This is a genomic window from Paragemmobacter ruber, assembly GCF_009908315.1.
Lineage (GTDB): Bacteria > Pseudomonadota > Alphaproteobacteria > Rhodobacterales > Rhodobacteraceae > Paragemmobacter > Paragemmobacter ruber.
In genome coordinates, this window is sequence record NZ_JAAATW010000002.1 from 787,257 (window position 1) to 809,392 (window position 22,136).

At 69.3% G+C, this 22,136-nt stretch carries 15 protein-coding genes and 1 pseudogene; 9 read left to right on the forward strand and 7 right to left on the reverse strand.

What is annotated here, in order from left to right:
• Positions 1-130 precede the first annotated feature (130 nt).
• The 7 genes from xsc (at position 131) to GU920_RS12170 (ending at position 8,976) form a co-directional block, all read left to right on the forward strand.
• On the forward strand, positions 131-1,906 hold the full coding sequence (gene xsc, locus GU920_RS12140; protein WP_161767275.1) for a sulfoacetaldehyde acetyltransferase: 1,776 nt from the start codon (positions 131-133) through the stop codon (positions 1,904-1,906).
• Entirely contained in the window at positions 1,906-2,646 is a 741-nt protein-coding gene (locus GU920_RS12145; RefSeq protein WP_161767277.1) for a sulfite exporter TauE/SafE family protein, read from the forward strand. The genes xsc and GU920_RS12145 overlap by 1 nt, the downstream gene beginning before the upstream one ends.
• Positions 2,646-3,797, forward strand: a complete 1,152-nt coding sequence (locus tag GU920_RS12150) for an acetate/propionate family kinase (protein ID WP_161767279.1) — start codon at positions 2,646-2,648, stop codon at positions 3,795-3,797. The genes GU920_RS12145 and GU920_RS12150 overlap by 1 nt, the downstream gene beginning before the upstream one ends.
• Complete coding sequence (locus GU920_RS12155; RefSeq protein ID WP_161767280.1) at positions 3,797-6,568, forward strand: molybdopterin oxidoreductase family protein; 2,772 nt, start codon at positions 3,797-3,799, stop codon at positions 6,566-6,568. Before GU920_RS12150 ends, GU920_RS12155 begins: the two co-directional genes overlap by 1 nt.
• 67 nt (positions 6,569-6,635) lie before the next feature.
• Positions 6,636-7,373 (forward strand): 4Fe-4S dicluster domain-containing protein, encoded by a 738-nt coding sequence (locus GU920_RS12160; protein ID WP_161767282.1) that lies wholly within the window; start codon positions 6,636-6,638, stop codon positions 7,371-7,373.
• A gap of 18 nt (positions 7,374-7,391) precedes the next feature.
• Positions 7,392-8,240 carry a dimethyl sulfoxide reductase anchor subunit family protein gene (locus GU920_RS12165; protein ID WP_328799260.1) on the forward strand — a complete coding sequence of 283 codons (849 nt, stop codon included), beginning with the start codon at positions 7,392-7,394 and terminating at the stop codon, positions 8,238-8,240.
• Between the two features lie 52 nt (positions 8,241-8,292).
• Complete coding sequence (locus GU920_RS12170) at positions 8,293-8,976, forward strand: hypothetical protein (RefSeq protein ID WP_161767284.1); 684 nt, start codon at positions 8,293-8,295, stop codon at positions 8,974-8,976.
• On the opposite strand, the gene GU920_RS12175 is transcribed toward GU920_RS12170, so the two are convergent.
• Positions 8,973-10,220: a vWA domain-containing protein gene (locus tag GU920_RS12175; RefSeq protein WP_161767286.1), complete on the reverse strand. Its 1,248-nt coding sequence runs from the start codon at positions 10,218-10,220 to the stop codon at positions 8,973-8,975. The two genes, GU920_RS12170 and GU920_RS12175, sit on opposite strands and share 4 nt — an antisense overlap.
• A 38-nt stretch (positions 10,221-10,258) precedes the next feature.
• The gene (locus tag GU920_RS12180; protein ID WP_161767288.1) at positions 10,259-11,377 is read right to left on the reverse strand and encodes an AAA family ATPase; all 1,119 of its coding nucleotides are present in this window, start codon (positions 11,375-11,377) and stop codon (positions 10,259-10,261) included.
• Positions 11,378-11,561: 184 nt separating this feature from the next.
• Here GU920_RS12180 and GU920_RS12185 point away from each other — a divergent pair, with 184 nt between their 5' ends.
• Both GU920_RS12185 and GU920_RS12190 read left to right on the forward strand, forming a co-directional pair.
• Entirely contained in the window at positions 11,562-12,389 is an 828-nt protein-coding gene (locus tag GU920_RS12185; protein ID WP_161767289.1) for a sulfite exporter TauE/SafE family protein, read from the forward strand.
• 19 nt (positions 12,390-12,408) lie between these two features.
• The gene (locus GU920_RS12190) at positions 12,409-13,170 is read left to right on the forward strand and encodes an SDR family NAD(P)-dependent oxidoreductase (protein WP_161767291.1); all 762 of its coding nucleotides are present in this window, start codon (positions 12,409-12,411) and stop codon (positions 13,168-13,170) included.
• Here GU920_RS12190 and GU920_RS12195 read toward each other — a convergent pair.
• The 5 genes and pseudogenes from GU920_RS12195 to GU920_RS12215 form a co-directional block, all read right to left on the reverse strand.
• On the reverse strand, positions 13,167-16,892 hold the full coding sequence (locus GU920_RS12195) for a response regulator (protein WP_161767293.1): 3,726 nt from the start codon (positions 16,890-16,892) through the stop codon (positions 13,167-13,169). The two genes, GU920_RS12190 and GU920_RS12195, sit on opposite strands and share 4 nt — an antisense overlap.
• A gap of 286 nt (positions 16,893-17,178) precedes the next feature.
• Positions 17,179-17,977: pseudogene (locus tag GU920_RS19545) on the reverse strand (chromate transporter); the annotation flags it as partial.
• Between the two features lie 208 nt (positions 17,978-18,185).
• Positions 18,186-19,268 (reverse strand): DUF1513 domain-containing protein, encoded by a 1,083-nt coding sequence (locus GU920_RS12205; RefSeq protein WP_161767295.1) that lies wholly within the window; start codon positions 19,266-19,268, stop codon positions 18,186-18,188.
• Positions 19,269-19,272: 4 nt separating this feature from the next.
• Entirely contained in the window at positions 19,273-20,343 is a 1,071-nt protein-coding gene (locus GU920_RS12210) for an imelysin family protein (RefSeq protein ID WP_328799261.1), read from the reverse strand.
• Positions 20,340-21,974: a di-heme oxidoreductase family protein gene (locus GU920_RS12215; RefSeq protein WP_161767297.1), complete on the reverse strand. Its 1,635-nt coding sequence runs from the start codon at positions 21,972-21,974 to the stop codon at positions 20,340-20,342. The genes GU920_RS12210 and GU920_RS12215 overlap by 4 nt, the downstream gene beginning before the upstream one ends.
• Between the last annotated feature and the right edge of the window lie 162 nt (positions 21,975-22,136).

Below are 22,136 nucleotides of genomic sequence, written 5' to 3' on the forward strand. Positions count from 1 at the left end.
GTCCGGGGGTGGTTCGGGCATCTGGACTTAAGCGGCCCTGTTTTCTGGCCCTAAGCCGGGGGTGGGGGCGGGGGTAGAAGGAAGCGGAGAGCGCCCGCCGTGGCGCAGTGGATTGGACGGGAGAGACCCCATGCGGATGACGACGGAAGAGGCCTTTGTGAAGGTGCTGCAGATGCATGGCATCGACAATGCCTTCGGGATCATCGGGTCGGCCTTCATGCCGATCTCGGATCTGTTCCCGCGGGCGGGGATCACCTTCTGGGACTGCGCGCATGAAGGATCGGGGGGCATGATGGCCGACGGGTTCACCCGCGCCAGTGGCCGGATGTGCATGATGATCGCGCAGAACGGGCCGGGCATCACGAATTTCGTGACGGCGGTGAAGACGGCCTATTGGAACCATACGCCGCTGCTGCTGGTGACGCCGCAGGCGGCGAACAAGACCATCGGGATGGGCGGGTTCCAGGAAGTGGAGCAGATGGCGCTGTTCAAGGACATGGTCTGCTATCAGGAAGAGGTGCGCGATCCGTCGCGGGTGGCGGAGGTGTTGAACCGGGTCATCCTGAACGCGCGTCGCCATTCGGCGCCGGCGCAGATCAACATGCCGCGGGATTATTTCACGCAGGTGATTGATGTGGATCTGCCCGCGGTGGTGGAGTTCGAGCGGCCCGCGGGCGGCGAGGCGGCGATGGCGGAGGCGGCGGCGCTGCTGTCATCCGCGAAGTTCCCGGTGATCCTGAACGGGGCGGGGGTGGTGATCGGGGGGGCGATCCCGGCGTCGATGGCGCTGGCGGAGCGGTTGTCGGCCCCGGTCTGCGTGGGGTATCAGCACAATGATGCCTTTCCGGGGAGCCATCCGCTGTTTGCGGGGCCTTTGGGGTATAATGGCAGCAAGGCCGGGATGGAGCTGATCTCCAAGGCTGATGTGGTGCTGGCGCTGGGGACGCGGCTGAACCCGTTCTCCACCCTTCCGGGCTATGGGCTGGACTATTGGCCCAAGGAGGCCAAGATCATCCAGGTGGATATCAACCCCGCGCGGATCGGGCTGACGAAGCGGGTCACGGTGGGCATCGTGGGGGATGCCAAGAAGGTGGCGGAGGGGATTTTGGCGCGGCTGTCGGCGAGGGCCGGGGAGGCGGGGCGGCAGGCGCGGCTGGACCTGATCGCCACGACCAAGAGCCGCTGGGCGCAGCAATTGGCCAGCATGGACCATGAGGAGGACGATCCAGGCACGACCTGGAATGAGCGGGCACGGGCGGCCAAGCCCGACTGGATGAGCCCGCGCATGGCCTGGCGCGCGATCCAGTCGGCGCTGCCGAAGGAGGCGATCATTTCGTCCGATATCGGGAACAACTGCGCGATCGGCAATGCCTATCCGACCTTTGAGGCAGGGCGGAAATATCTGGCGCCCGGCCTTTTCGGGCCTTGCGGCTATGGCCTGCCGTCGATTGTCGGCGCGAAGATCGCCTGCCCGGATGTGCCGGTGGTGGGGTTCGCAGGCGACGGGGCGTTTGGCATCGCGGTGACGGAACTGACGGCCATCGGGCGGCCGGAATGGCCTGCGGTGACGATGGTGGTGTTCCGCAATTACCAATGGGGCGCGGAGAAGCGGAATTCGACCCTATGGTATGACGACAATTTCGTGGGCACCGAGCTGGATATGCAGGTGAGCTATGCCGGGATCGCGCGGGCCTGCGGGTTGCAGGGCGTGCAGGCCCGGACAATGGAGGAGTTGCGGGACGCGCTGGCCAAGGCGGTTGAGGATCAGATGACCCACGGCAAGACCACGCTGATCGAGGCGCTGATCAATCAGGAACTGGGCGAGCCGTTCCGGCGCGATGCGATGAAGAAGCCGGTCGCGGTGGCGGGGATCACACGCGCGGATATGCGCCCGCAGGCCGTTTGATGCCCTTTGATCTGTCCCTTGTGGGGACAGTCTGGATGGGGGTGGCGGTGCTGGTTGCCGCCTTCATCCGGGGCTATTCGGGCTTTGGCTATTCGGCCATGGTGATTGCCGCGTCGTCGCTGGTGATGAACCCGCTTCATATGGTGGCGGTGGTGGTGATCCTTGAGACCGCGATGAGCGTGCAGGCGGCGCGGGGTGTGTCGGCGGATGTGGATTGGCGGCGGGTGGGGCTGTTGCTGGCGGGGGCGGCGGTGGGCTTGCCGCTGGGCCTGTGGGCGCTGACCGGGATATCGGAGGATGCGGCGCGGGCGGTGATATCGGCCTATGTGTTGGGCATGTGTCTGGTGCTGTGGGCAGGCTGGCGGATGGCGCGCGAGGCGGGTGGCGGGGCCACGCTGGCGGCAGGGCTGGTGAGCGGCCTTGCAAATGCGCCGGGGATGGGGGGGCTGCCGGTGGCGGCCTTCTTTGCCGCGCAGCCGATGCGGGCGGCGGTGTTCCGGGCGACGCTGATTGCCTATTTTCCCCTGTTGGACCTGTATTCGGCGCCGCTGTACTGGTGGGCGGGGCTGGTGACGTGGGACACGCTTTGGGCGTCGCTGATTGCGCTGCCTTTGACGTTCCTGGGCAATTGGCTGGGAAGTCGGCATTTCCTGAACACCGATCCGCAGGATTTCCGCCGCTTTGCCATCCTTCTGTTGGCGGGGCTGGCGGGGATGGGGTTGGTGAAGGCGGTGATGTGATGGCGGTGCTGGTCGTCAATGCGGGGTCTTCGTCGCTGAAGGTGGCGGTGTTTGACGAGGGTTTGCGCGAGGTGCTGGCGGGCCGGGTGACCGAGATCGGCGGGGCAGCGCGGGTGGAGATCGGGCCGTTGCAGGGGGCGCGGGTGGTGCCTGACCATGCCGCCGCGCTGGCGCTGTGCTTTGAGGGGATGGAGGAGGCGGGGATTGCCGTGGCATCGCTGCGGGCGGCGGCGCATCGGGTGGTGCATGGGGGGGCGGGGCTGGTGGCGCCCTGCCGGGTGACGGAGGGCGTTGTCGCGGCGGTGGAGGCCTGCGTGCCGCTGGCGCCCCTGCACAATCCGGCCAACCTGACGGGGATCCGGGCGGTGGCCGCGCTGGTGCCGGACCTGCCGCAATATGCGAGTTTCGACACGGCCTTTCATGGCAGCGTGCCGGAGGTGGCGGCGCGCTATGCGATCCCGGCGGAGGCTGAGGCGCTGGGCCTGCGGCGGTATGGGTTTCACGGGATCAGTTACGCGTCAGTTGTTCGAAAAGTGCAAGAAATGGCATCTGGATCGGTGCCTGAGCGGATGCTTGTGTTCCATTTGGGAAACGGTGCATCGGCCTGTGGGATCGTTCAGGGGCGGTCGGTGGCGACGACGATGGGCTATTCGCCGCTGGATGGGCTGACCATGGGGACGCGAGCGGGGGCGATTGATGGCAATGCTGTTCTGAGACTGGCCGAGGTGCATGGCATCGACGGCGCGGCGCGCATCCTGAACCGCGAGAGCGGGCTTTTGGGGCTGGGCGGGGCGTCGGACATGCGCGCGCTGCAGCGGGCGGGGACAGAGGCGGCGCGGTTTGCGGTGGCGCATTTCTGCTATTGGGCGGTGCGGCATGGCGGATCGCTTGCGGCGGCGATGGGCGGGGTGGATGCGGTCTGCTTTACCGGCGGGATCGGTGAGAATGACGCAAGGGTGCGTGCGGAAATCCTGCGGGGACTTGGCTTTCTGGGGGTAGGGTTCGACGAGGCGGCGAATATGGCCGGGGCGGGGGTGCTGCATCCGGCAGGGGCGGATGTCGCTGTCTGGATAGTCGCGGCAGAGGAAGAGCGGCAGATTGCGATGGAGGCCATGCAGGTGATGGCGTCCGAGCGGATGGGGAAGGCGTGATGGGACAGCCGAAGGTCGAGACATCGCCGAAGGTGTCGGATGAGGTGCGCAAGACCACCTGCTACATGTGCGCCTGCCGCTGCGGGATCAATGTGCATCTGACGAGCGGGAAGGTCACCTATATCGAGGGCAACCGTGACCATCCGGTGAACAAGGGGGTGCTGTGCGCCAAGGGGGCGAGCGGCATCATGCAGGTGACGGCGCCGAGCCGGTTGCGCGCGCCCTTGCGGCGGGTGGGGCCGCGGGGATCGGGGGCGTTCGAGGAGATTTCCTGGGACGAGGCGCTGGCGACGGCGGTGGCGTGGTTGAAGCCGCTGCGGGAGGAGGCGCCCGAGAAGCTGGCCTTCTTCACGGGGCGGGATCAATCGCAGTCCTTCACGGGATGGTGGGCGCAGCAATTCGGCACGCCCAATTATGCCGCGCATGGGGGGTTCTGTTCCGTCAACATGGCGGCGGCGGGGACTTACACGATTGGCGGGGCGTTCTGGGAGTTCGGGCAGCCGGATTGGGCGCATACGAAGCTTTTCGTGCTGTTTGGCGTGGCGGAGGATCATGACAGCAACCCGATCAAGATCGGGATCGGCAAGCTGAAGGCGCGGGGGGCGAAGGTCGTGGGCGTGAACCCGGTGCGGACCGGGTATAATGCGGTGGCCGACGAATGGGTGGGGATCACGCCGGGGACGGATGGGTTGTTGATCCTGTCCTTGATCCATTGCCTGCTGGAGGCGGGGAAGATTGATCTGGATTACCTCGCCCGCTGGACCAATGCGCCCTTGCTGGTGAATGCGGCGGAAGGGCCGGAGAAGGGGCTGATCCTCAAGAATGCGGAAAGCCAGCCCTTTGTCATCGACAAGCGGACGGGGATGCCCGCGCCGTGGGACGGGGCGGGGGTGCAGCCGGATCTGGGGGCGGTGTGGCAGGGGCATCGGACGGTGTTCCAGCATATGGCCGAGCGCTATCTGAGCGCGGATTATGCGCCGGAGGCGGTGGCGGATCGCTGTGGCGTGCCTGCGGGGCGCATCCGGGCGCTGGCGGCGGAACTGGCGCGGGTGGCCTTTGACGAGGCCTTTGAACTCCCCGTGGCGTGGACGGATTTCCGGGGGGACCGGCATGAGAGCATGACCGGGCGGCCGGTGAGTTTCCATGCGATGCGGGGGATTTCGGCCCATTCAAACGGGTTCCAGACCGCGCGCGCGCTGCATCTGTTGCAGATCCTGTTGGGAACGGTGGAGGTGCCGGGGGGCTATCGGCTGAAGCCGCCTTACCCAAAGCCCGTGGAGGCGCATCCCACGCCGCATTTCGTGGCGGCGCCGGGCAAGCCCCTGAGCGGGCCTCACCTCGGCTATGTGCGGGGGCCGGAGAACCTGGCGATCAAGGAGGACGGGACGCCCTGGCGGATCGACAAGGGGTTCACCTGGGAGAACCCGTTCTCGGCGCATGGGTTGATGCATATGGTCATCCCCAATGCCCATGCGGGCGATCCCTACAAGGTGGATACGCTGTTTCTGTACATGGCGAACATGTCGTGGAATTCGTCGATGAATTCGGCCCGCGTCATGGAGATGCTGACGGACAAGGATGCGAGCGGGGAGTATGTCATCCCACGCATCATCTATTCTGATGCCTATGCGTCCGAGATGGTGGCCTATGCCGATCTGATCCTACCGGATACGACCTATCTGGAGCGGTATGATTGCATCAGCCTGCTGGACCGCCCGATATCCGAGCCGGATGCGGCGGGCGATGCGATCCGCTGGCCGGTGGTGGAGGCGGATCGCGATGTGCGGGGGTTCCAGTCGGTGCTGCTGGATCTTGGGGTCAGGTTGGGCCTGCCGGGGATTACGAACCCGGATGGAACGGCGAAGTTCAAGGATTACGCCGATTACATGGTGAACCATATCCGGCGGCCCGGTGTGGGGCCGCTGATCGGGTTCCGGGGCGTGGATGGGCAGGCCGAGGGGCGGGGTGATCCGAACCCCGACCAGCTTGCGCGCTATATCGAGAATGGCGGGTTCTATCAGGCGCATGTGCCGGACGGCGCGGCCTATATGAAGCCCTGGAACATGGCCTATCAGGAGTGGGCGGTGGCGACGTCCTTCTACGAGACGCCGCAACCCTATCTGTTTTCCATCTGGTCCGAGCCGATGCGGAAGTTCCAGCTGGCCGCCGAGGGGCATGGCTTCCTGCAACCGCCCGACCATCTGCGCGCGCGGTTGAAGGTCGCGATGGACCCTCTGCCGGTCTGGTATCCGCCCTTTGGGGAGGCGGCGGCGGAGGGCTATCCGGTGCATGCGATCACGCAGCGGCCGATGGCGATGTATCACAGCTGGGGGTCGCAGAATGCCTGGCTGCGGCAGATCCACGGGAAGAACTATCTCTACCTGCCGACGAAGATCTGGGAGGCGGAGGGGTTTGCGGAAGGCGATTATGCGCGGGTGACATCCCCCACGGGCGAGATCGTGGTGCCTGTGGCGCATATGGCGGCGCTGAACCCCGATACGGTCTGGACCTGGAACGCGATCGGCAAGCGGCGGGGGGCCTGGGCGCTGGATGCGGGCGCGCCGGAGGCCAATCAGGGGTTTTTGCTGAACCATCTGATTTCGGAGCTGCTGCCGGGCGAGGGACGGGTGTCGAATTCAGATCCCGTGACCGGGCAGGCGGCGTGGTTCGACCTGCGGGTGCGGGTGGAGCGGGTCGGGCCGCAGGAGCGGGCGGAGCCCGCTTTTGAGGTGCTGCCGCGTGTGGTGCCGAAGGGGAGGGCGCGGGTGTGAGGGGGGAAAGACAAAATTCTTCGAAGAATTTTGCAAATCTTTTCGAAAAGATTTGGAGGGGCCTGCGATGACCGGGTTGCCGGAGCGGACGGAGAAGAAGCTGGGTCTGGTCATCGACCTGGATACTTGTGTCGGCTGTCATGCCTGCGTCACGGCCTGCAAGGGGTGGAATGACCAGGGCTATGGCGCGCCCCTGTCGGATCAGAACCCTTACGGCGCCGATCCTTCGGGAACCTTCCTCAACCGCGTGCACAGCTATGCGGTGCAACCCACGGACACTGCGGCACAAATCATCAACTTTCCGCGGTCCTGCCTGCATTGCGAGGATGCCCCTTGCGTGACCGTCTGCCCGACGGGGGCAAGCTACAAGCGGGCCGAGGATGGGATCGTTCTGGTGAACGAGGCGGCCTGCATCGGCTGTGGCCTTTGTGCCTGGGCCTGCCCTTACGGCGCGCGGGAGCTGGATCAGGCGGCGGGGGTGATGAAGAAATGCACGCTCTGCGTGGATCGCATCTATAACGAGGCGTTGCCGGAGGCGGACCGCGAACCCGCCTGCGTGCGCACCTGCCCCACGGGGGCGCGGCATTTCGGGGATTTTGCCGACCCCGAGAGCAAGGTCAGCCGGTTGACGGCAGAGCGAGAGGGGTTCGCGCTGATGCCCGAGATGGGAACGCGGCCCGTGAACCGCTATCTGCCGCCGCGCAAGAAGGACCGGCCGGAGGAGGCATCGCTGCTGGCGCCGCTCCTTGATATCAAGGCCACGGGGCTGGCGGGGTGGCTGGACCGGGTTCTGGGGAAGATCTGAATGAATCCTGCGCCTTCCGTGATTGTCTTCACCGTCCTGTCGGGGATGGGCTTTGGGTTTCTGGCGCTGCTCGGCCTGACTGGCGTTTCGGGGACGGTGGCGTTCTTTCTGTGGGGCTTGGGCTATGGGCTGGCGGTGGCGGGGCTGGTGGCATCGGCCTTTCACTTGGGCAATCCGCAGCGGGCGCTGCTGGCGTTCACGCAGTGGCGGACGAGCTGGCTGTCGCGGGAGGCCTGGGCTTCGGTGATCACGCTGGGGCTGTTTGCGCCGCAGGCGCTGTCGGATTGGCTTGGCCTTGGGCTGGGGCGGGGGTTCGGCGTGGCGGGGGCGGTGATGGCCGGGGTGACGGTGTTCTGCACGGCGATGATCTATGCCCAGATCCGGGCGGTGCCGCGCTGGCATCACTGGACGGTGCCGCCCGTCTTTCTGGCCTATGCGGTGGCGGGGGGATTGGTGCTGTCGGGCGTCAGCGTGCTGGCCCTGCCGATGCTGTGCGTGCTGGGGGTGACGCTGGCGCTGCACTGGCATTTCGGGGCGCGGGCCTTTGCGCGGGCGGGCGCGACGATGGAAAGCGCGACAGGCCTTGGCCGGGTGGGGGCGGTATCGGTGTTCGAGCAGCCGCATACGGGGGGGAACTACCTGCTGCGCGAGATGATCCATGTGGTGGGGCGCAGGCATGCCGAACGGGTGCGGATGATCGCCATGGTGTTTTCGGTGTTGCTGCCATCGCTGGCGCTGGCCTGGCTGTCGGGCGGGGTGGCGGTGGTCGTGGCGGCGGCGACGTATCTGATCGGGGCCTTGGCGCAGCGCTGGCTGTTCTTTGCCGAGGCCGAGCATGTGGTGGGGCTGTATTACGGGCGGCGCTAGGGGTGGCTGGGGGCAGTCTTCGCGCTAGGTGGCGGGCGGGAGGCTGCGCCGCGTGTTCATTCTGACGCCCGAGACGATCTGGAACCCGCATGTGCTGGAGATGCGGCAGGTGCCGCGGCGCATTTTCGGGCGGGTCATGATCTTTCCGCGCCGGGGGGCGGGGGTGGGCCTGTGGGCGCGGCTGATCTTCGAGATGGAGGTGCTGCGCTATCTCTTGGCGCTGGTGCCGTTCCTGGTGCTGGCGGTTCTGTATCCGCGCTATGCGGGGGCGATCGCGCAGGCGCCGCTGCCGATGCTGGTGGTGATCTATTTCTTTGAGGCCAAGGTGTTGCGCCTGCCGCGGGAGCAGGCCAAGCGGCTGGCCCCGGCGGCGGAGGTGGAGCGGGGGCTGGACCTGCTGCGCGTGCGGGCGGTGGCGGTGCTGGGCAAGATCGCGGCGGGGCGGGGCTTGGCGGAGGGGCGGCTGCATCTGGTGGTGGAGCAGTCGGATCTGTGGCGGATGGCGCCCCTGACGCTGGTTTCGGTGCAGGCGGAGGCAGGGGCGGGGCAGGCGCGGCCCGAGGTGCTGCGCCTGACGGAGGCCGAGCGGGGGCTGGTGGCGGGGCTGTTTGATGCGGATTTCTCCGAGCGGGACCTGCTGCGGATCAATCTGGCATCGAACGACTGTTTGCGGGATGTGGCCTTTGATGTGCGGGGTGTTTCGGCCCATGCGCGGCTGGCGGCGCTGCTGGGCTAGGCCGAGAGGTCGAGCAGGGTGCCCCATGCCGGGGGCGGCGCATGGCGGGCGTCGGGGACGGCCCAGATCACGGGAAAGCGCGGCGGCGGGGGAAGCGGGGCCTCGAGGTCTGTCAGGATGATCAGGATGGACGGGTTCAGGGTTGTGGCGGCCGTGACGGCGGGGGCGAAGTCGGTGCCGCCGCCGCGGGGGGTGTTGAGGGTGCGGAGTTGGCTCTGCCAAGAAGCCGGGTCGAGGCGGAGGGGTGGGGCGGGGCTGTCGTCGAAGGGGAGGAGGTGGATCTCGGCCCTTGTGCGGCGGGCGATCCCCGCGACTTCGGCCATCAGGAGGGAGAGGGCATCGTCGGTGAGGCTGCTGGAGGTGTCGAGCGCGATCACTACGCGGGGTGCGGGGCTTTGCCGGGCGGTGGCGGGCTGGAAGGCGGGTTCGGGGCGGTTGTCCCTTTGCGCCTGCGCCATGGTGGCGATCCATCGGCGTGCGGGGCGGCGGTGGGTGGGGTGGGGCCTGTCCAGCGTGGCGCGAGTGAGGAGGCGGCGGAGGATAACCTCCCACGGGGTTTGCGGGGTGGGGATGTCGGCCAGCCGCAGGCCTGCCGCGCCGAGGCCGCGCCCGGCGAGGCGGCCTGTCTCCAGCGCGCGGGTGAGGTGGCGCTGCCAATCGGCGGGGGTGGGGGTGTCGGGCTGGTCGGTGGGGCCGGTGTCGGGGTGGAGGTCGGGGCCGTGGCCCTGGGCCGTGGCATAGGCCTCCGCGCGGTCGGCGGCGCCGCCATTGCCTGCGCCGTCGCGCAGGCGGTGATAGAGGCGGTCCACGTCCCATTCCGACAGGGCCTGTTGCGGCGAGGTTTGGGCATCGAAGGCGGCGGTGAGGAGGCCCGTCAGCGTGAGCGCGGGGCGGGGCAGGGCGTAGCCTGCCGCAAGCAGGGTTTCGTTGACGATGGCATCGGCGGCGATCTGCCAGAGGCGGGCGTCGAAGCGGTCGCCCATGCGGGCCTGCATGTCGCCCAAGCGGGGCGAATGGCGGAGCGCCACATGCAGGATGTGGTGCGCGGCGGTGCCGATCTGTTCGTGGCGGGGGAGGGTGTCGAATTCCGGGCCGTAATGGATGGTCTGGCCTGTGGTCTCCGCCGCGGGACCGTGGTCGCGGTCGCGGTGGGTGCACCAGAGCGCGAGGGCGGCGAGGGCGGGGTCATGCTCGTTGAGCGCGCGGAGCGCGGTGGTGGCGCGGGTGGAGTGGCGCGCGGTCATTCGAGATCCATCATTCCGGCCCCATCATTCCAGACCCATCATTCCAAACCTTGGACCTGCCGTTCGGCGCGGTATTCGGCATAGGCGGCGGAGGTGCGGAAGGCATCGGTCAGGTTCTGGCTGAGCGCCTTCTGGATCAGGAGTTCGAACCCGTGGGTGGTGAGTTCGGCCAGCGGCAGGCGGGCAAAGGGGGCATCGGGCCGCAGGCGGGGCAGGTGGCGCAGTTCGGCCATCACCTCGATCACCTGCGGCATGGTGGTGGCGTTGGCCGCGCCGATCAGGCCGTAGGTCAGGGCGGTAAGGCCGGTCATGGTGGGGGGGTAGAGGTCGGGGCGTCTGGATCTGGGCGCCGCGAGCAGATCGGTGATCTGGACGTTGGTGGCGAGTTCCTCAACCAGCAGCAGGAATTCGGCGGCGGCGGCATCGCCGATGGTGCCGGTGATGGCGGGATCGCGCAGGCGCCGGTCGGGCAGGGCGTGGAGGATCTGCGAGACGCGCGCCCATGAGCGCGGGGTGCAGGCGATGGTGAGGCCACGGCGGAGGCTGTCTTCGGTCGTCTCGAGCAGGTCAGGCCGGGTGCGGATGAAGGTGATGACGGCGGGGTGGAGGTTCTGCGGCACGGCATAGCGGGTAAGCCAGTCGGTGGCTTCGGCCCGGATGTGCAGGTGGATCAGCCGGTCTGACAGCGCGGTGCCCATGTCATAGGCGATGGCGCCATCGTCGATGCCGTTGCCTGCGGCGATCACGAGGCAGGTATCGGGAAGGCGGTGGCGGCCGACGCGGCGTTCCTGCAACAGGCCGTAGACGGTGGGTTGCAGGGTGGGGGCGGCGGCGGTGAGTTCGTCGAGAAAGAGGATCGCAGGGCGGGCGGGATCATCGGGCAGGTCTTCGGGGCGATACCAGATGGTGCGCTGGGTGGCGTGGTCGTAGAAGGGTAGGCCGCGCAGATCCTGCGGCTCGATCGTGGTGAGGCGCAGGTCGAACAGCCGGGCGCCTGTCTCTGCCGCCAGTTGGGTGACGATCTCGGTCTTGCCGATGCCGGGGCGGCCGTGGAGCATCCATGACGCGGTGAGATGGCCCGCCGCCTGGGCCGCGTGGGCGGCGCGGAGGATGTCGAGCGCCTGACCGGCAGAGACGGGCGCGGTGTTCACGGTCATGGGAATCCTCAAGCCAGTTGTTCGGGTTAGCGTAGGCTGCTGTGCGTTTTCGGCAAGCGTCGGGCGGTTGTCCTTGGGCGGGGCGGGGCCTAAGAGGGGCGCGTGCGGGAAACAGGCCCGCGCGAAGAGGCCGTGCGGGCAGATGCTGCGGACGGGCGGCGCGGACAGACGGAAGGCGGACGGAATGGGCGAGATTGAGGTGGCCACGCTGGTGCCGGTGATCGTGGCGCTGATCGTGGCGGGGGCGGCGATCGGCTTTCTGGCGGGGTTGTTCGGGATCGGGGGCGGCGCGATTTCGGTGCCGGTGTTCTTTGAGCTGTACCGCGTGCTGGATTACCCCGAGGCGGTGCAGATGCCGATGGCGGTGGGCACGTCGCTGGCGGTGATCATTCCCACCTCTCTGAATTCCGCGCGGGGGCATTATCTGCGCGGCACGGTGGACATGGCGCTGATCAAGCTGTGGGCGATCCCGGTGATCCTGGGCGTTGTGGCGGGATCGGTGATCGCGCGCCATGCCGATCCGGTGGTGTTCCAGCTGGTGTTCATCGCGGTGGCGGTGATCAATGCGGCCAAGCTTTTGCTGGGGGGCGCGGGCTGGCGGCTGGCCGACGGGTTGCCGGGGCCGGGGTTGCAGCGCGTCTATGGCGGGGTGATCGGGGTGCTGTCGGCGCTGATGGGGATCGGCGGCGGGGCGATCACCAACCTGCTTCTGACACTGCATGGCTATGACATCCGCCGGGCGATTTCGACGGCGGCGGCGGTGGGGGTGCTGATCGCGCTGCCCGGCACGCTGGGCTATATCGCGGCGGGCTGGGGCAAGCCGGGGCTGCCGGTGGATGCGCTGGGCTATGTCAGCGTGCTGACCTTTGCGCTGACGATTCCCACGACGCTGCTGACGACGCGGCTGGGGGTGCGGCTGGCGCATAGCCTGCCCAAGCGGGTGCTGGAGACGGGGTTCGGGCTGTTCCTGCTGACGGTGTGCGCGCGGTTCGTTTGGGATATCCTCGCCTGACGCAGAGTCGGGAGGGGATATGACGCTTGCAGTGGTGACGGCCGGGACATCGGCCATCGGGCGGCATCTGGTGGTGGCGCTGGCAGGTGCCGGGCATGATGTGGCGCTGACGCATCTGGGCAGCGGCGCGGCGGCGGCGGCGCTGGAGCGCGAGGTGGCGGCGCTGGGGCGGCGCTGCCTTGCGGTGGAGGCCGATGCAGGCGACGAGGCGGCGGTGGCGGCGTTTCACGCCCGCGCCGCCGATTGGGCGGGCGGCGCGCCTGCGGTGCTGGTGAACAATGCGGGCATCCAGACCTGGGCCGGGCTGATGGAGTTGCGGGCCGATCAGTGGGATGCGGTGATGCACACCAATCTGCGTGGCACATTTCTGAACACGCAGGCCGCGGCGCGGTTGATGATCGAGGGCGGCGTGGCGGGGTCGGTGGTCAATCTGGGATCGGGGTGCAACAAGGTGGCCTTCCCGAAACTGGTGGATTACACGGCGTCGAAAGGCGGGATCGAGCAGTTCACCAAGGCGGCGGCCTGCGAATTGGGGCCGCATGGCATCCGGGTGAATTGCGTGGCGCCCGGGGCGATCGCGACGGAGCGGACGGCGGCGGAGGCGGGGGATTATGCGGGCGCGTGGAGCCCGATCACGCCGCTGCGCCGGGTGGGGACGCCCGGCGATATCGCGGGGCCGGTGCTGTTCTTCTGTTCGCCCGCGGCGGCCTTTGTCACGGGGCAGACGCTGTGGGTGGATGGGGGCGTGTTTTCGCAGGCGCCCTGGCCCTATGCGACCTAGTTCGCCGCCGTCGCCGTGGTTTGCCGTTCGCCCGAGAGGTGGCGCATGAGGAGCGCGCGCAGGGTGGCGGCGCTGATCGGTTTGACCATGTAATCCGACATGCCGGCCTCGAGCGCGATGTCGCGTTCCATGTCGCGGGCATTGCCGGTGAGGCCGATGATCGGGACGGCGGATTTGGCGGTGGGCAGGGCGCGGATGCGGCGCGTCGCCTCCACCCCGTCCATCACGGGCATCTGGCTGTCGAGGAAGATGGCATCGAAATCCTGATCTAGCACGGCCTGCACGGCCTCGGCCCCGTTATGGGCGAGGGTGACCGCGATCCCGTGATGGGTGAGATGGGCGGCGAGGAGTTCGGCGTTCAGAAGGTTGTCATCCACGACCAGCACGCGCTTGCCCGCATGGGGCTGGGCGGGTGCGGCGAGGGTGGCGGTCTGGCTGGAGGCGGGGGCGGTGACGGGCTGGGCCAGCGCCACGAGGCGGCCGATCAGGTGATCGGGTTCGGCGGGTTTGAGGACCACATCGCGGAAGCCTTCGGTTGTGGCGCGGTCCATCATCTCTTGCCCGCCCTTGTGGGCGAGGAGCACCAGCGCGGGCGTGGCCGAGCCGTGGCGCGCGCGGATCGCGCGGGCGGTGGCGAAGCCGTCCATCAGGGGCATGGCGCTGTCGATCAGGATGGTGTCGAAGCTGTCGATCCGGCCTTCGGGCAGGTGGGAGGCGATGGTGACGCTGGCGCCGGCCGCGCGCAGGTGGCGGGTGATCGCCTCGGCCGCGCGGGGATGATCGTCGATCACCAGCAGGCGGCGGCCCGACAGGGGGGCGGTGGTGGCGCGGGGATGGGGGGCATCGGGCAGGCTGGGCAGGGGCAGGGTGACCCAGAAGGTGCTGCCCTTGCCGGGCTGGCTTTCCACGCCCACCTCGCCCTGCATGAGATCGGCCAGCTGGCGGCAGATGGCAAGGCCAAGGCCGGTGCCGCCGTAGAGGCGGGCGGTCGAATCCTCGGCCTGGGTGAAGCGCTGGAAGAGGCGGCCGATCTGATCGGGCGTCATGCCGATGCCGGTATCGGTGATGCGGAAGTGCAGCGCGCCGTCGGCGGCTTGTTCCACGGCAAGGATGATTTCGCCCCGGTCGGTGAATTTCAGCGCATTTGTGAGCAGGTTCATCAGGATCTGCGTGATGCGCAGCGGATCGCCGATGAAGCGGGCGGGCAGCGCGGGATCGGTGAGGACGACCAGTTCGATGCCCTTGTCGGCGGCGGCGGCGGCGATGGTATCGACGGCGGCGCGCAGCACGGCGGGAAGCCGGAATTCGGTCTGTTCGATGTTGAGCTTGCCCGCCTCGACCTTTGACAGGTCGAGGACGTCGTTGATGATCATCAGGAGGTGGCGCCCCGAGGCCTGCACCTTGCGGACATAGTCGCGCTGGTGATCGGCCATGGGCGTGCCCAGCAAGAGTTCGGCAAAGCCCAGGACCGCGTTGATGGGCGTGCGCAGTTCGTGGCTGATATGGGCGAGGAAATCGGATTTCAGGCGCGCGGCCTGTTCGGCCATGTCGCGGGCGGCTGCAAGCTGGCGGGTGATGATGTATTCATGCGTGATGTCGTCGATCACGAGGACGACGCCGCGGTCGGGCCGTTCGCTGTGGATGGCATTGGCGCGGATGGTGACCCAGAGGGTGGTGCCGTCGCCGCGGCGGATTTCGGTATTGGCGCTGAAGATGCCGCCGCGCGCCATTTCGGCGGTGGCGCGGTCGAAGAGATCGCGCCACTCGGCCTCGGAGGCGAAGAGGAGGGCGGGGGAGGTTCCGATCAGCTGATCCTGCGGGATCAGGAGCAGCTTGGAGAGCGAGGGGTTGCAGGTGCGGATCGCGTTGCCCTGCAGCAGCGCTATGCCGCTGGCGGCGGTGGCGAGCAGGGTTCCCAGTTCCTCGTTCAGGCGGGAGAGTTCGTCGGTGCGGCGGGCGACCTGTGCCTCAAGCGTGCGCTGATGGGCGGCGAGCGCGGCCTCGGCCTGGCGTTTCACGGTGATGTCGTTCCAGAGGGCGAAGATTTCGACATCGCCGCCGGTGCCGATGGCCGACAGCATCACCTCGACAAGGATCGGGGTGCCGTCGTGGCGCAGGTATTCCCAGTCGAACTTGGCGCTGCCGTTTTCGCGCAGCTGGCGGCTGATGCGGTCGATCTTGGAGGCGGAAGGTTCGCCATCTGGCTGACGTTTGGGAGAGATGTCGCGCAGGGTGAGGCCCACGAAGCTCATGCCTTCGGGATAGCCCAGCAGGGAAAGGGCGGCGGCATTCACCTCATCGAAGCGGCCGTTGCGGATGACGGTGGTTGCCTGTGCGGAGTTGTGGAAGGTGCGGCGGAAGCGGTCTTCGCTATGGGCGAGGCGGGCGATGGCGCGGGCGGCCTCGGCCCGGTCGGCGATGCGGGCGGCGGTGAGTTCGATGAGTTGGTGGTCATCCGGGGCCGTGAGGGGGCCGGCAAGGCTGAGGGCGGCGATTTCGCCTGCGGTGCGTCCTTCGACGAGGATGGGGCGTTGCAAGGCGGGGGTGAGGCCGGGCGGGATGTCGTCGCGGGTGGTGCCATCGAGGGTGAGGCGGAAGCGCATCTGCCGGGTGTCGCCATAGCCGGAGGCCAGCGCATCGGCCACGTCGGCAAAGATGGCGGGCAGCGGGCGGGACATGTCTTCGGTGGCAAGCGCCACGCGGTGGAGGCTGTCCTGTTCGCGGATGCGGCGGCGCAGCGCTGCGGCGCTGGCGGCCTGTGCGCGGCTGAGGCGCTGGCGCAGGATGGCAGCGGTGCCGAGCGAGACGAGGATGGCGAGGGTGAGCGCGCCGAGGACAAGCCAGAGTTCGCGCGCCCCGAGGCCGAGGAAGGTGAAGGCGGCGCGGCCGGACCAGCGCGCCTCGATCGCGGCGCGTTCGTCGGCGGGGATGGCGGCGAAGCCGTCGGCGACCTGCTGGAACAGGGGGGTGTTGCCGCGGGCGACGGCCCAGTGGCCGCGGAAATCGAGCAGCGCGGGGCCCTGGATGAAGCGGTCTGCGAGCCCCGCGCGGGCCAGCACGTCGCGGCCCCGGTCGAGCGGCATGCAGAAGATCGTCTGGCTGCCATCGCGGGCGGCATCGGTCATGGCGCTGCCCGAGGGGTAGATCTGGACGGTGGCGCCGTGGCTGGCCAGGGCCGTGGCGCAGGGGCTGTCGGCGCGGACGCCGATGGTGCGGCCTGCCACCTGATCGAGGCGGCGCGGCATCGCCTCGTCAAGGCTGCCGTGCTGGAAGATGCCGTAGGCGATGTTGAGATAGGCGGGCGAGAAGTCGAGCCAGCTTTGGCGTTCGCGCGTCATGGGCGCGAGGTCGACCACATCCACGCTGCCATCGGCCAGCAGATTGGGCAGGTCCGACCATGGCACATAGCGCAGGATGACGGGCGTGCCGGTGGCGGCGGACCAGGCCATCCAGGTGTCGGCGCGGATGCCGGAGATGACGCCCAGATCATCGACGACGGCATAGGGCGGGACGGTTTCGGGAAAGGCCACGGTCAGCCGGTCGCGGGCATCGGGATCCTGCGCGTGGGCCGGGGGCGCGGTCAACGCGGCAAGGAACAGGACGACAGGGCAGAGGATCGCAAGCACGCAGGCCACGCGCAGCAGCCGCGCGGCAGGGGGCGTCAGGCAGGCCAGGGCGGGTGCGGCGCGCAAGCGGGGCGATCCCTGCCGTGGTGGTTTCATTCCAGTTCCTCGGTCCCTGCGGTGTTCCGTTGCCCGCGCCGGGCCTGGCTGGCCGTCTGGCGCGGAAAGTTATGTAAACAGTTAACTTGTGATAACACGGTCGCGCAAAAAGGATATCGCACCGACCTAATCCAACTCATGGTTGTGGCCTTTTTGCGTCGCGGGCTTGGCAAATCCGACATTTCGCCCGTGGCGGGTGGGAAACGCAGTGTTGCCAGGGCGGGATCAGTTGGGGTGGGGGCTTGCCCAGCAGGGCGCGCGCCGCGCCGCCGGTGGCGGCGAGGCGGACGATGATCCAGTGCGGCATCTTCCACGCCCCGCGCAGCGCGAAGCAGGCCGGTGCGAGGCTGAGGTCGCGCTTGTCGGCGATGGCGCCGGTGAAGACCGGGTCATGAAGCGCGGCGCCGAGGATGCCCATGACGGCGGCCTTGGGGCCCTGCATCAGGGATTGGGCGCGGAGCCGAGGACCGCGCGCAGATCGGCGGCGAAGGGGAAGAGCGGGCCGGGCACGGCCTGCGCGGCGCCGTAGCCTGCGAGAAAGGCATCGGGCGTTAGCCAGCCGGGTTGAACGACCCCGGCCTCCAGCAGGGGGAGCACCACAGGGCCGCGCCGCCGAAGACGAGCGCGCCCGCGCGATAGAAGCTGTCGATCCCGGCGAGGGTCTGCGACGGCCCGGCGAGGCGGGGCAGGACGACGAGGCGGCCCGCAAAGACGGTGAGGGCGATGTGGGCGGCGTGGCGGCTGACGGGCGTGGTCAGGGGGGCGGGTGCGGCGCGGCCCCCACGGCGACGATGGCGACGGCGACGAGCTTCCGCCCTTGCAGCGCGCCGGTCCCCACCGGCCCCGAGATCGCCGTGACGGTGAGGGCAAAGAGCATCAGGATCAGCGCCGAGGGGAGGGTGAAGGCCGCCAGCGCGCCGGGCCAGCCCGCGCGCCGCATTCCCAGCGCGAAGCCCACCTGCGAGGCGGCGGGGCCGGGCAGGAATTGGCACAGCGCGACGAGATCGGCATGGGCGCGGTCGGACAGCCATTGGCGGCGGGTGAACCAGTTCATCTCGGACGTAGCCCAGATGCGCGATGGGGCCGCGCCTCTGGCTATATCGGGGCGGGTGGTGGTGCGCGGGGTGCGGGTCTTGGCGCTGTCCATTGGTCGTCGCTGCGCCGTTCTGGTGCAGAGGCGTGCAGGTTTCGTGACGGGGCCTGTGTGATCGCGATTGATGCCGGTTGCACGGGCTGCGGTCGGGGCGCGTTTGGGGGGGCTGGGGGGGGCGCCTGGCACCCCCCCAGCCTGTATCAGAGCATGACGATGTGGTTGTCGAAGGCCAGCGCGTGATGGGCGAGGGCGCCTGGGCCTTCGGGGCCGAGCGCGATCAGGCCGCCCAGGCCGTCGCTGGCGAGGTAGCCTGCGCCATGGGGGGCAAGGCCGCAGACGTCGGCGCGCGAGGTGGCGCCGAGGAAGGTGCCGCTGGCGTCGAAGCGGTGCAGGCGTCCGCCGCGGGGCGAGGTGATCGCGACCTCGGCCCCCGTGCCGCAGAAGGCCACGCTGCCCGCATAGCCCTGCATGGCAAGTTCATCGACCAGCGGCGCGGCGGCGAGGAGGGGGGGCGCCCCCCGGCGGTGCAGGCCCAGAAGCGGCGGGGCGGCGTCGGCCTCGCCCTCCCACTGCATGGCGAAGGCCACCAGACCATCGGCGCGGATCGCGAGGTGGCGGATGGAGTTCTGCCAGAGGGTCGGGTCAAGCTCTACCTGTTCGGTCAGATCGCCGGAGAGGGTGAGGTAGGACAGGTTCGGCCGCATGGTGGCGAGGTTCAGCTTGCTGCGGTCGGTGGGATCGGTGGCGATGCCGCCATTCGCGATGACGAGGGTTTCGCCATCTGGCATCAGGCGCAGGTCATGCGGGCCGATGCCGCCTGACGCGACCTCGGCCATGCGGCGGTAGCCTGCCGCCACATCCCAGATCCCGATGATCCCGGCGCTGGTGGCGCTGTCCTGTTCGGAGGTGAAAAGCCGCGTGCCGTCGCGGGTGAAGGTGCCGTGGCCGTTGAACTGGCGGCCGTCGGGCGGGCTGAGGCGGTGGCGCAGGGCGCCGGTCGCGCAGTCGAGGACGAGGGCATAATGGCCGGGGCGGCGGGCGAAGGCCACGGCTTCGGCCCGGCTGGGGTGGCCTGCGCCGGCATGGCCGCGCGCGGGCAGGGCGAGGCGGAAGGTCTCGGCCCCGTCAGGATCGAGGCCCACGAGGACGAAGCTGCCGCCCGGGTCCTGCGCGGCGGCGAGGTAGGCGGGGTTGCCCGCGGCGGCCCAGCCAAGGCCGGGCATGGCGCCGGTGGCGGCCCCGGTTGCCGCGAGGGCGGCGAGAAACCTGCGTCGGGTGGTCATGACGTCAATCTCCGTCTTGGGCATTGAAGCCCGGTGCGATGCCGAGGGTGCTGCCGACATCGGTTTCGATGGCGGCGGATAGGGTGCGCAGATCCTGTTGCAGAAGCTCCACGCGCAGGCGGGCCTGCGGATCGGTGATGTCCTGCAAGGCCGGATCGGGGATGCGGGCGGCGCTGTCGCGCAGGCGCGCGAGGGCGGCATCTGCGGTGGGCAGGGGCGCGCCTGCCAGCGCGGTGGCGAGCGCATGGGCCGCTTCGGCGGCCTGCACCACGTTGGGCAGGGGGCGGGCGGAGCGCCGCGCCTCGGCCCGGGTGGGGCGGGGGGCATCGAAGGTGCCAAGCGGCAGGCCCAGCCGTTTGTCGGCGGTGAAGGCAAGGGAGGTGAGGATCTGGGTGTAGAGGGCGCGCTGCGCCTCGGCCTTGGTCAGATAGGTGGCGTTGCCCGCCTCGCCCGCGCTGCGCAGCGTGGCGGCGAAGGGGCCGGACCAGCCGTCCGACAGGGCGCGGGCCTGCGTGGCAAGGTCGGCGGCGATGGTGGCGGCGAGGGCGCAGGGATAGCTGCCGGGGGCGTAGGTCGCGAAATCGGGATCGAAAAGCAGCATGTCGAGCGCGAAGAGGCCGCGCGCGGCGATGGAGACATCGGCATAGGCGGCGGGGTCGCGCCCGGCAGGATCCTCTGCGGCGATCAGGGTGGCGAGTGTCTTGGGGGTGGCGCCGCGCGGATCGGGCCAGAAGGCGACCGAGAGCGCCCCAGTCTCAGACGGGCCGAGGCGCAGGTCGCCCACGGCCATCCACGCATCGAAGGCGGCCTGATAGGCCGGCGTCAGGGCGGCGGGGCGGCAATCGGCGGCGGCGGTGGTGGCCAGCGCCTCGGCCGCGGTGGCGAAGCGGGCGAAGCCGGGCAGGATATGGCTGTCGAGCGCGGCGGCGACATCGGCCCGCGCGGGCGGGGCCAGGGTGAGGGTGGCGGCCACCAGCGTGAGCGCGGCCAGGGCAGTGGCGGCGGCTGCGGAAGCGGCGGCGGCCGCGGCGCGGAGCAGGGAGGGGCGGGGCGGGGTGGGGTGGGGATGTGTCACAGGCTTTCCAGAAAGCGGAGGAGGGCGGCGCGGTCGGCCGGGGGCAGGGTGATCACGCGGTCGCGGCTGGCCTGCGCCTCGCCCCCGTGCCAGAGGACGGCCTCGAGCAGGGTGCGGGCGCGGCCGTCATGCAGGAAGGTGGCCTCGCCCGAGACTGTCTGGGTGAGCCCGATGCCCCAGAGCGGGGCGGTGCGCCATTCCTGCCCGTTGGCGCGGCCTTCGGGGCGGTTGTCGGCAAGGTCCGGCCCCATGTCGTGCAGGAGCAGGTCGGTATAGGGCCAGATCAGCTGAAAGCTGGCCGGGTTGTCGCCGGTCAGGCGGTGGGTGACGAAATTCGCCCGGTGGCAGGCGGCGCAGCCGGTGCTGTGGAACACCTCCCGCCCGCGCAGGACCTGCGGATCGGCGATGTCGCGTCGGGCGGGCACGGCGAGGGTGCGGCTGTAGAAGGTGACGAGGTCCAGGGCGGTTTGGTCGATCTCGAACCCGGCCTGTTCGGGATCGCCGCCGTGGCGGGCGGTGCGGCAGGCGGTCTGGGCGGGGCTGCAATCGCCCCAGCCATCGGGATGCAGGGGATTGGATATGCCGATATCGCCCGCGAAGGCATCGGCGGATTGTTCCAGCACGGAGGGCGTGCCGGCCTTGAGCCCGAAGCGGCCGAGCATCGGGCGGTCATGGGCGCGGGACCAGACGATCTGGGGGGAGCCGGAGATGCCGTCGCCATCGGCATCGTCGGGATCGGCCAGGGCCAGGATGTCGGCGGTCGGGATCGCCTCGAGCAGGCCCATGCCGATCATCTGGGGGGCGACGCGGGGCGAGAGCATGGCGCCCGGCGCGAGGGGGCCGAAGCCGAGGTCGGCGGCGGTGTAGGTGGGGCGGCGGAGCATCGCCACCTCGCCCCCCGAAAGGGGGACGGCGAATTCGGTGTAAGACACGTCCAGCCGGTATTCGGCGGGCAGGCCCGGCAGGGCGAAATCCTGCAACTGGCCGCCATAGACCGGATCGGGCGCGGTGGGATGGGTGCCTGCGATGTAGGTGCGGATCGCGGCGAGATCGGCGGGATCGGGGGCGGGGGCCGGGATGGAGATGCGCAGGAACATCGAGAGGGCGGTGTCATCCGGCCCAGCAGGGGGGTGGCCGCGGCCATCCTTGATGTGGCAGGCCTGACAGCCGCGCGCGTTGTAGAGGGGACCCAGCCCGTCGGAGGCGAGGGTGGAGGCGGGGGCAGAGACCCAGTCACGGGTGAAGAGGCCGTTGCCCATCTTGAACTCCAGCTCCTGCGCGAAGGTCAGGTTCGCGGCGGGCTGCGAGAAGGCATCGGCGGTGGGGCGGGCGCGCACCGTCTGCGCCCCGCCGGGTTTGTCCTCATAGGGCCAGGGGGCGGAGAAATCGGTGGGCGGTGCGGTGACGGCGGCGATGCGGGTGCGTTCGGCATCGGTGCGGGGAACGATGTCGAGATGCGCATCGGTGAGCGCGGCCCAGTCGGGCGGCAGGTCCCGCGCGGCGAGGGGGGCCGGGACGGCGAGGGTGAGGGTGAGGGCGATGGGGAGGGCGAGGGCCTTCGGGCGGGGGCCGGGATAGGGGCCGGAAAGGGCGCGGGGGTGGATCGGCGGGATGGGCAGGATGCGGGGCATGCTGGGTGGGCCTTTGGCGTCGATGGGCGGCGGCGAGGGGGCGTTTGGGGGGGCGTGTGTGGGGTCAGGGATCGGGGTCGGAAAGGGCGCGGGGGTGGATCGGCGGGATGGGCAGGATGCGGGGCATGCTGGGTGGGCCTTTGGCGCGGGCGGGGGCGGCGG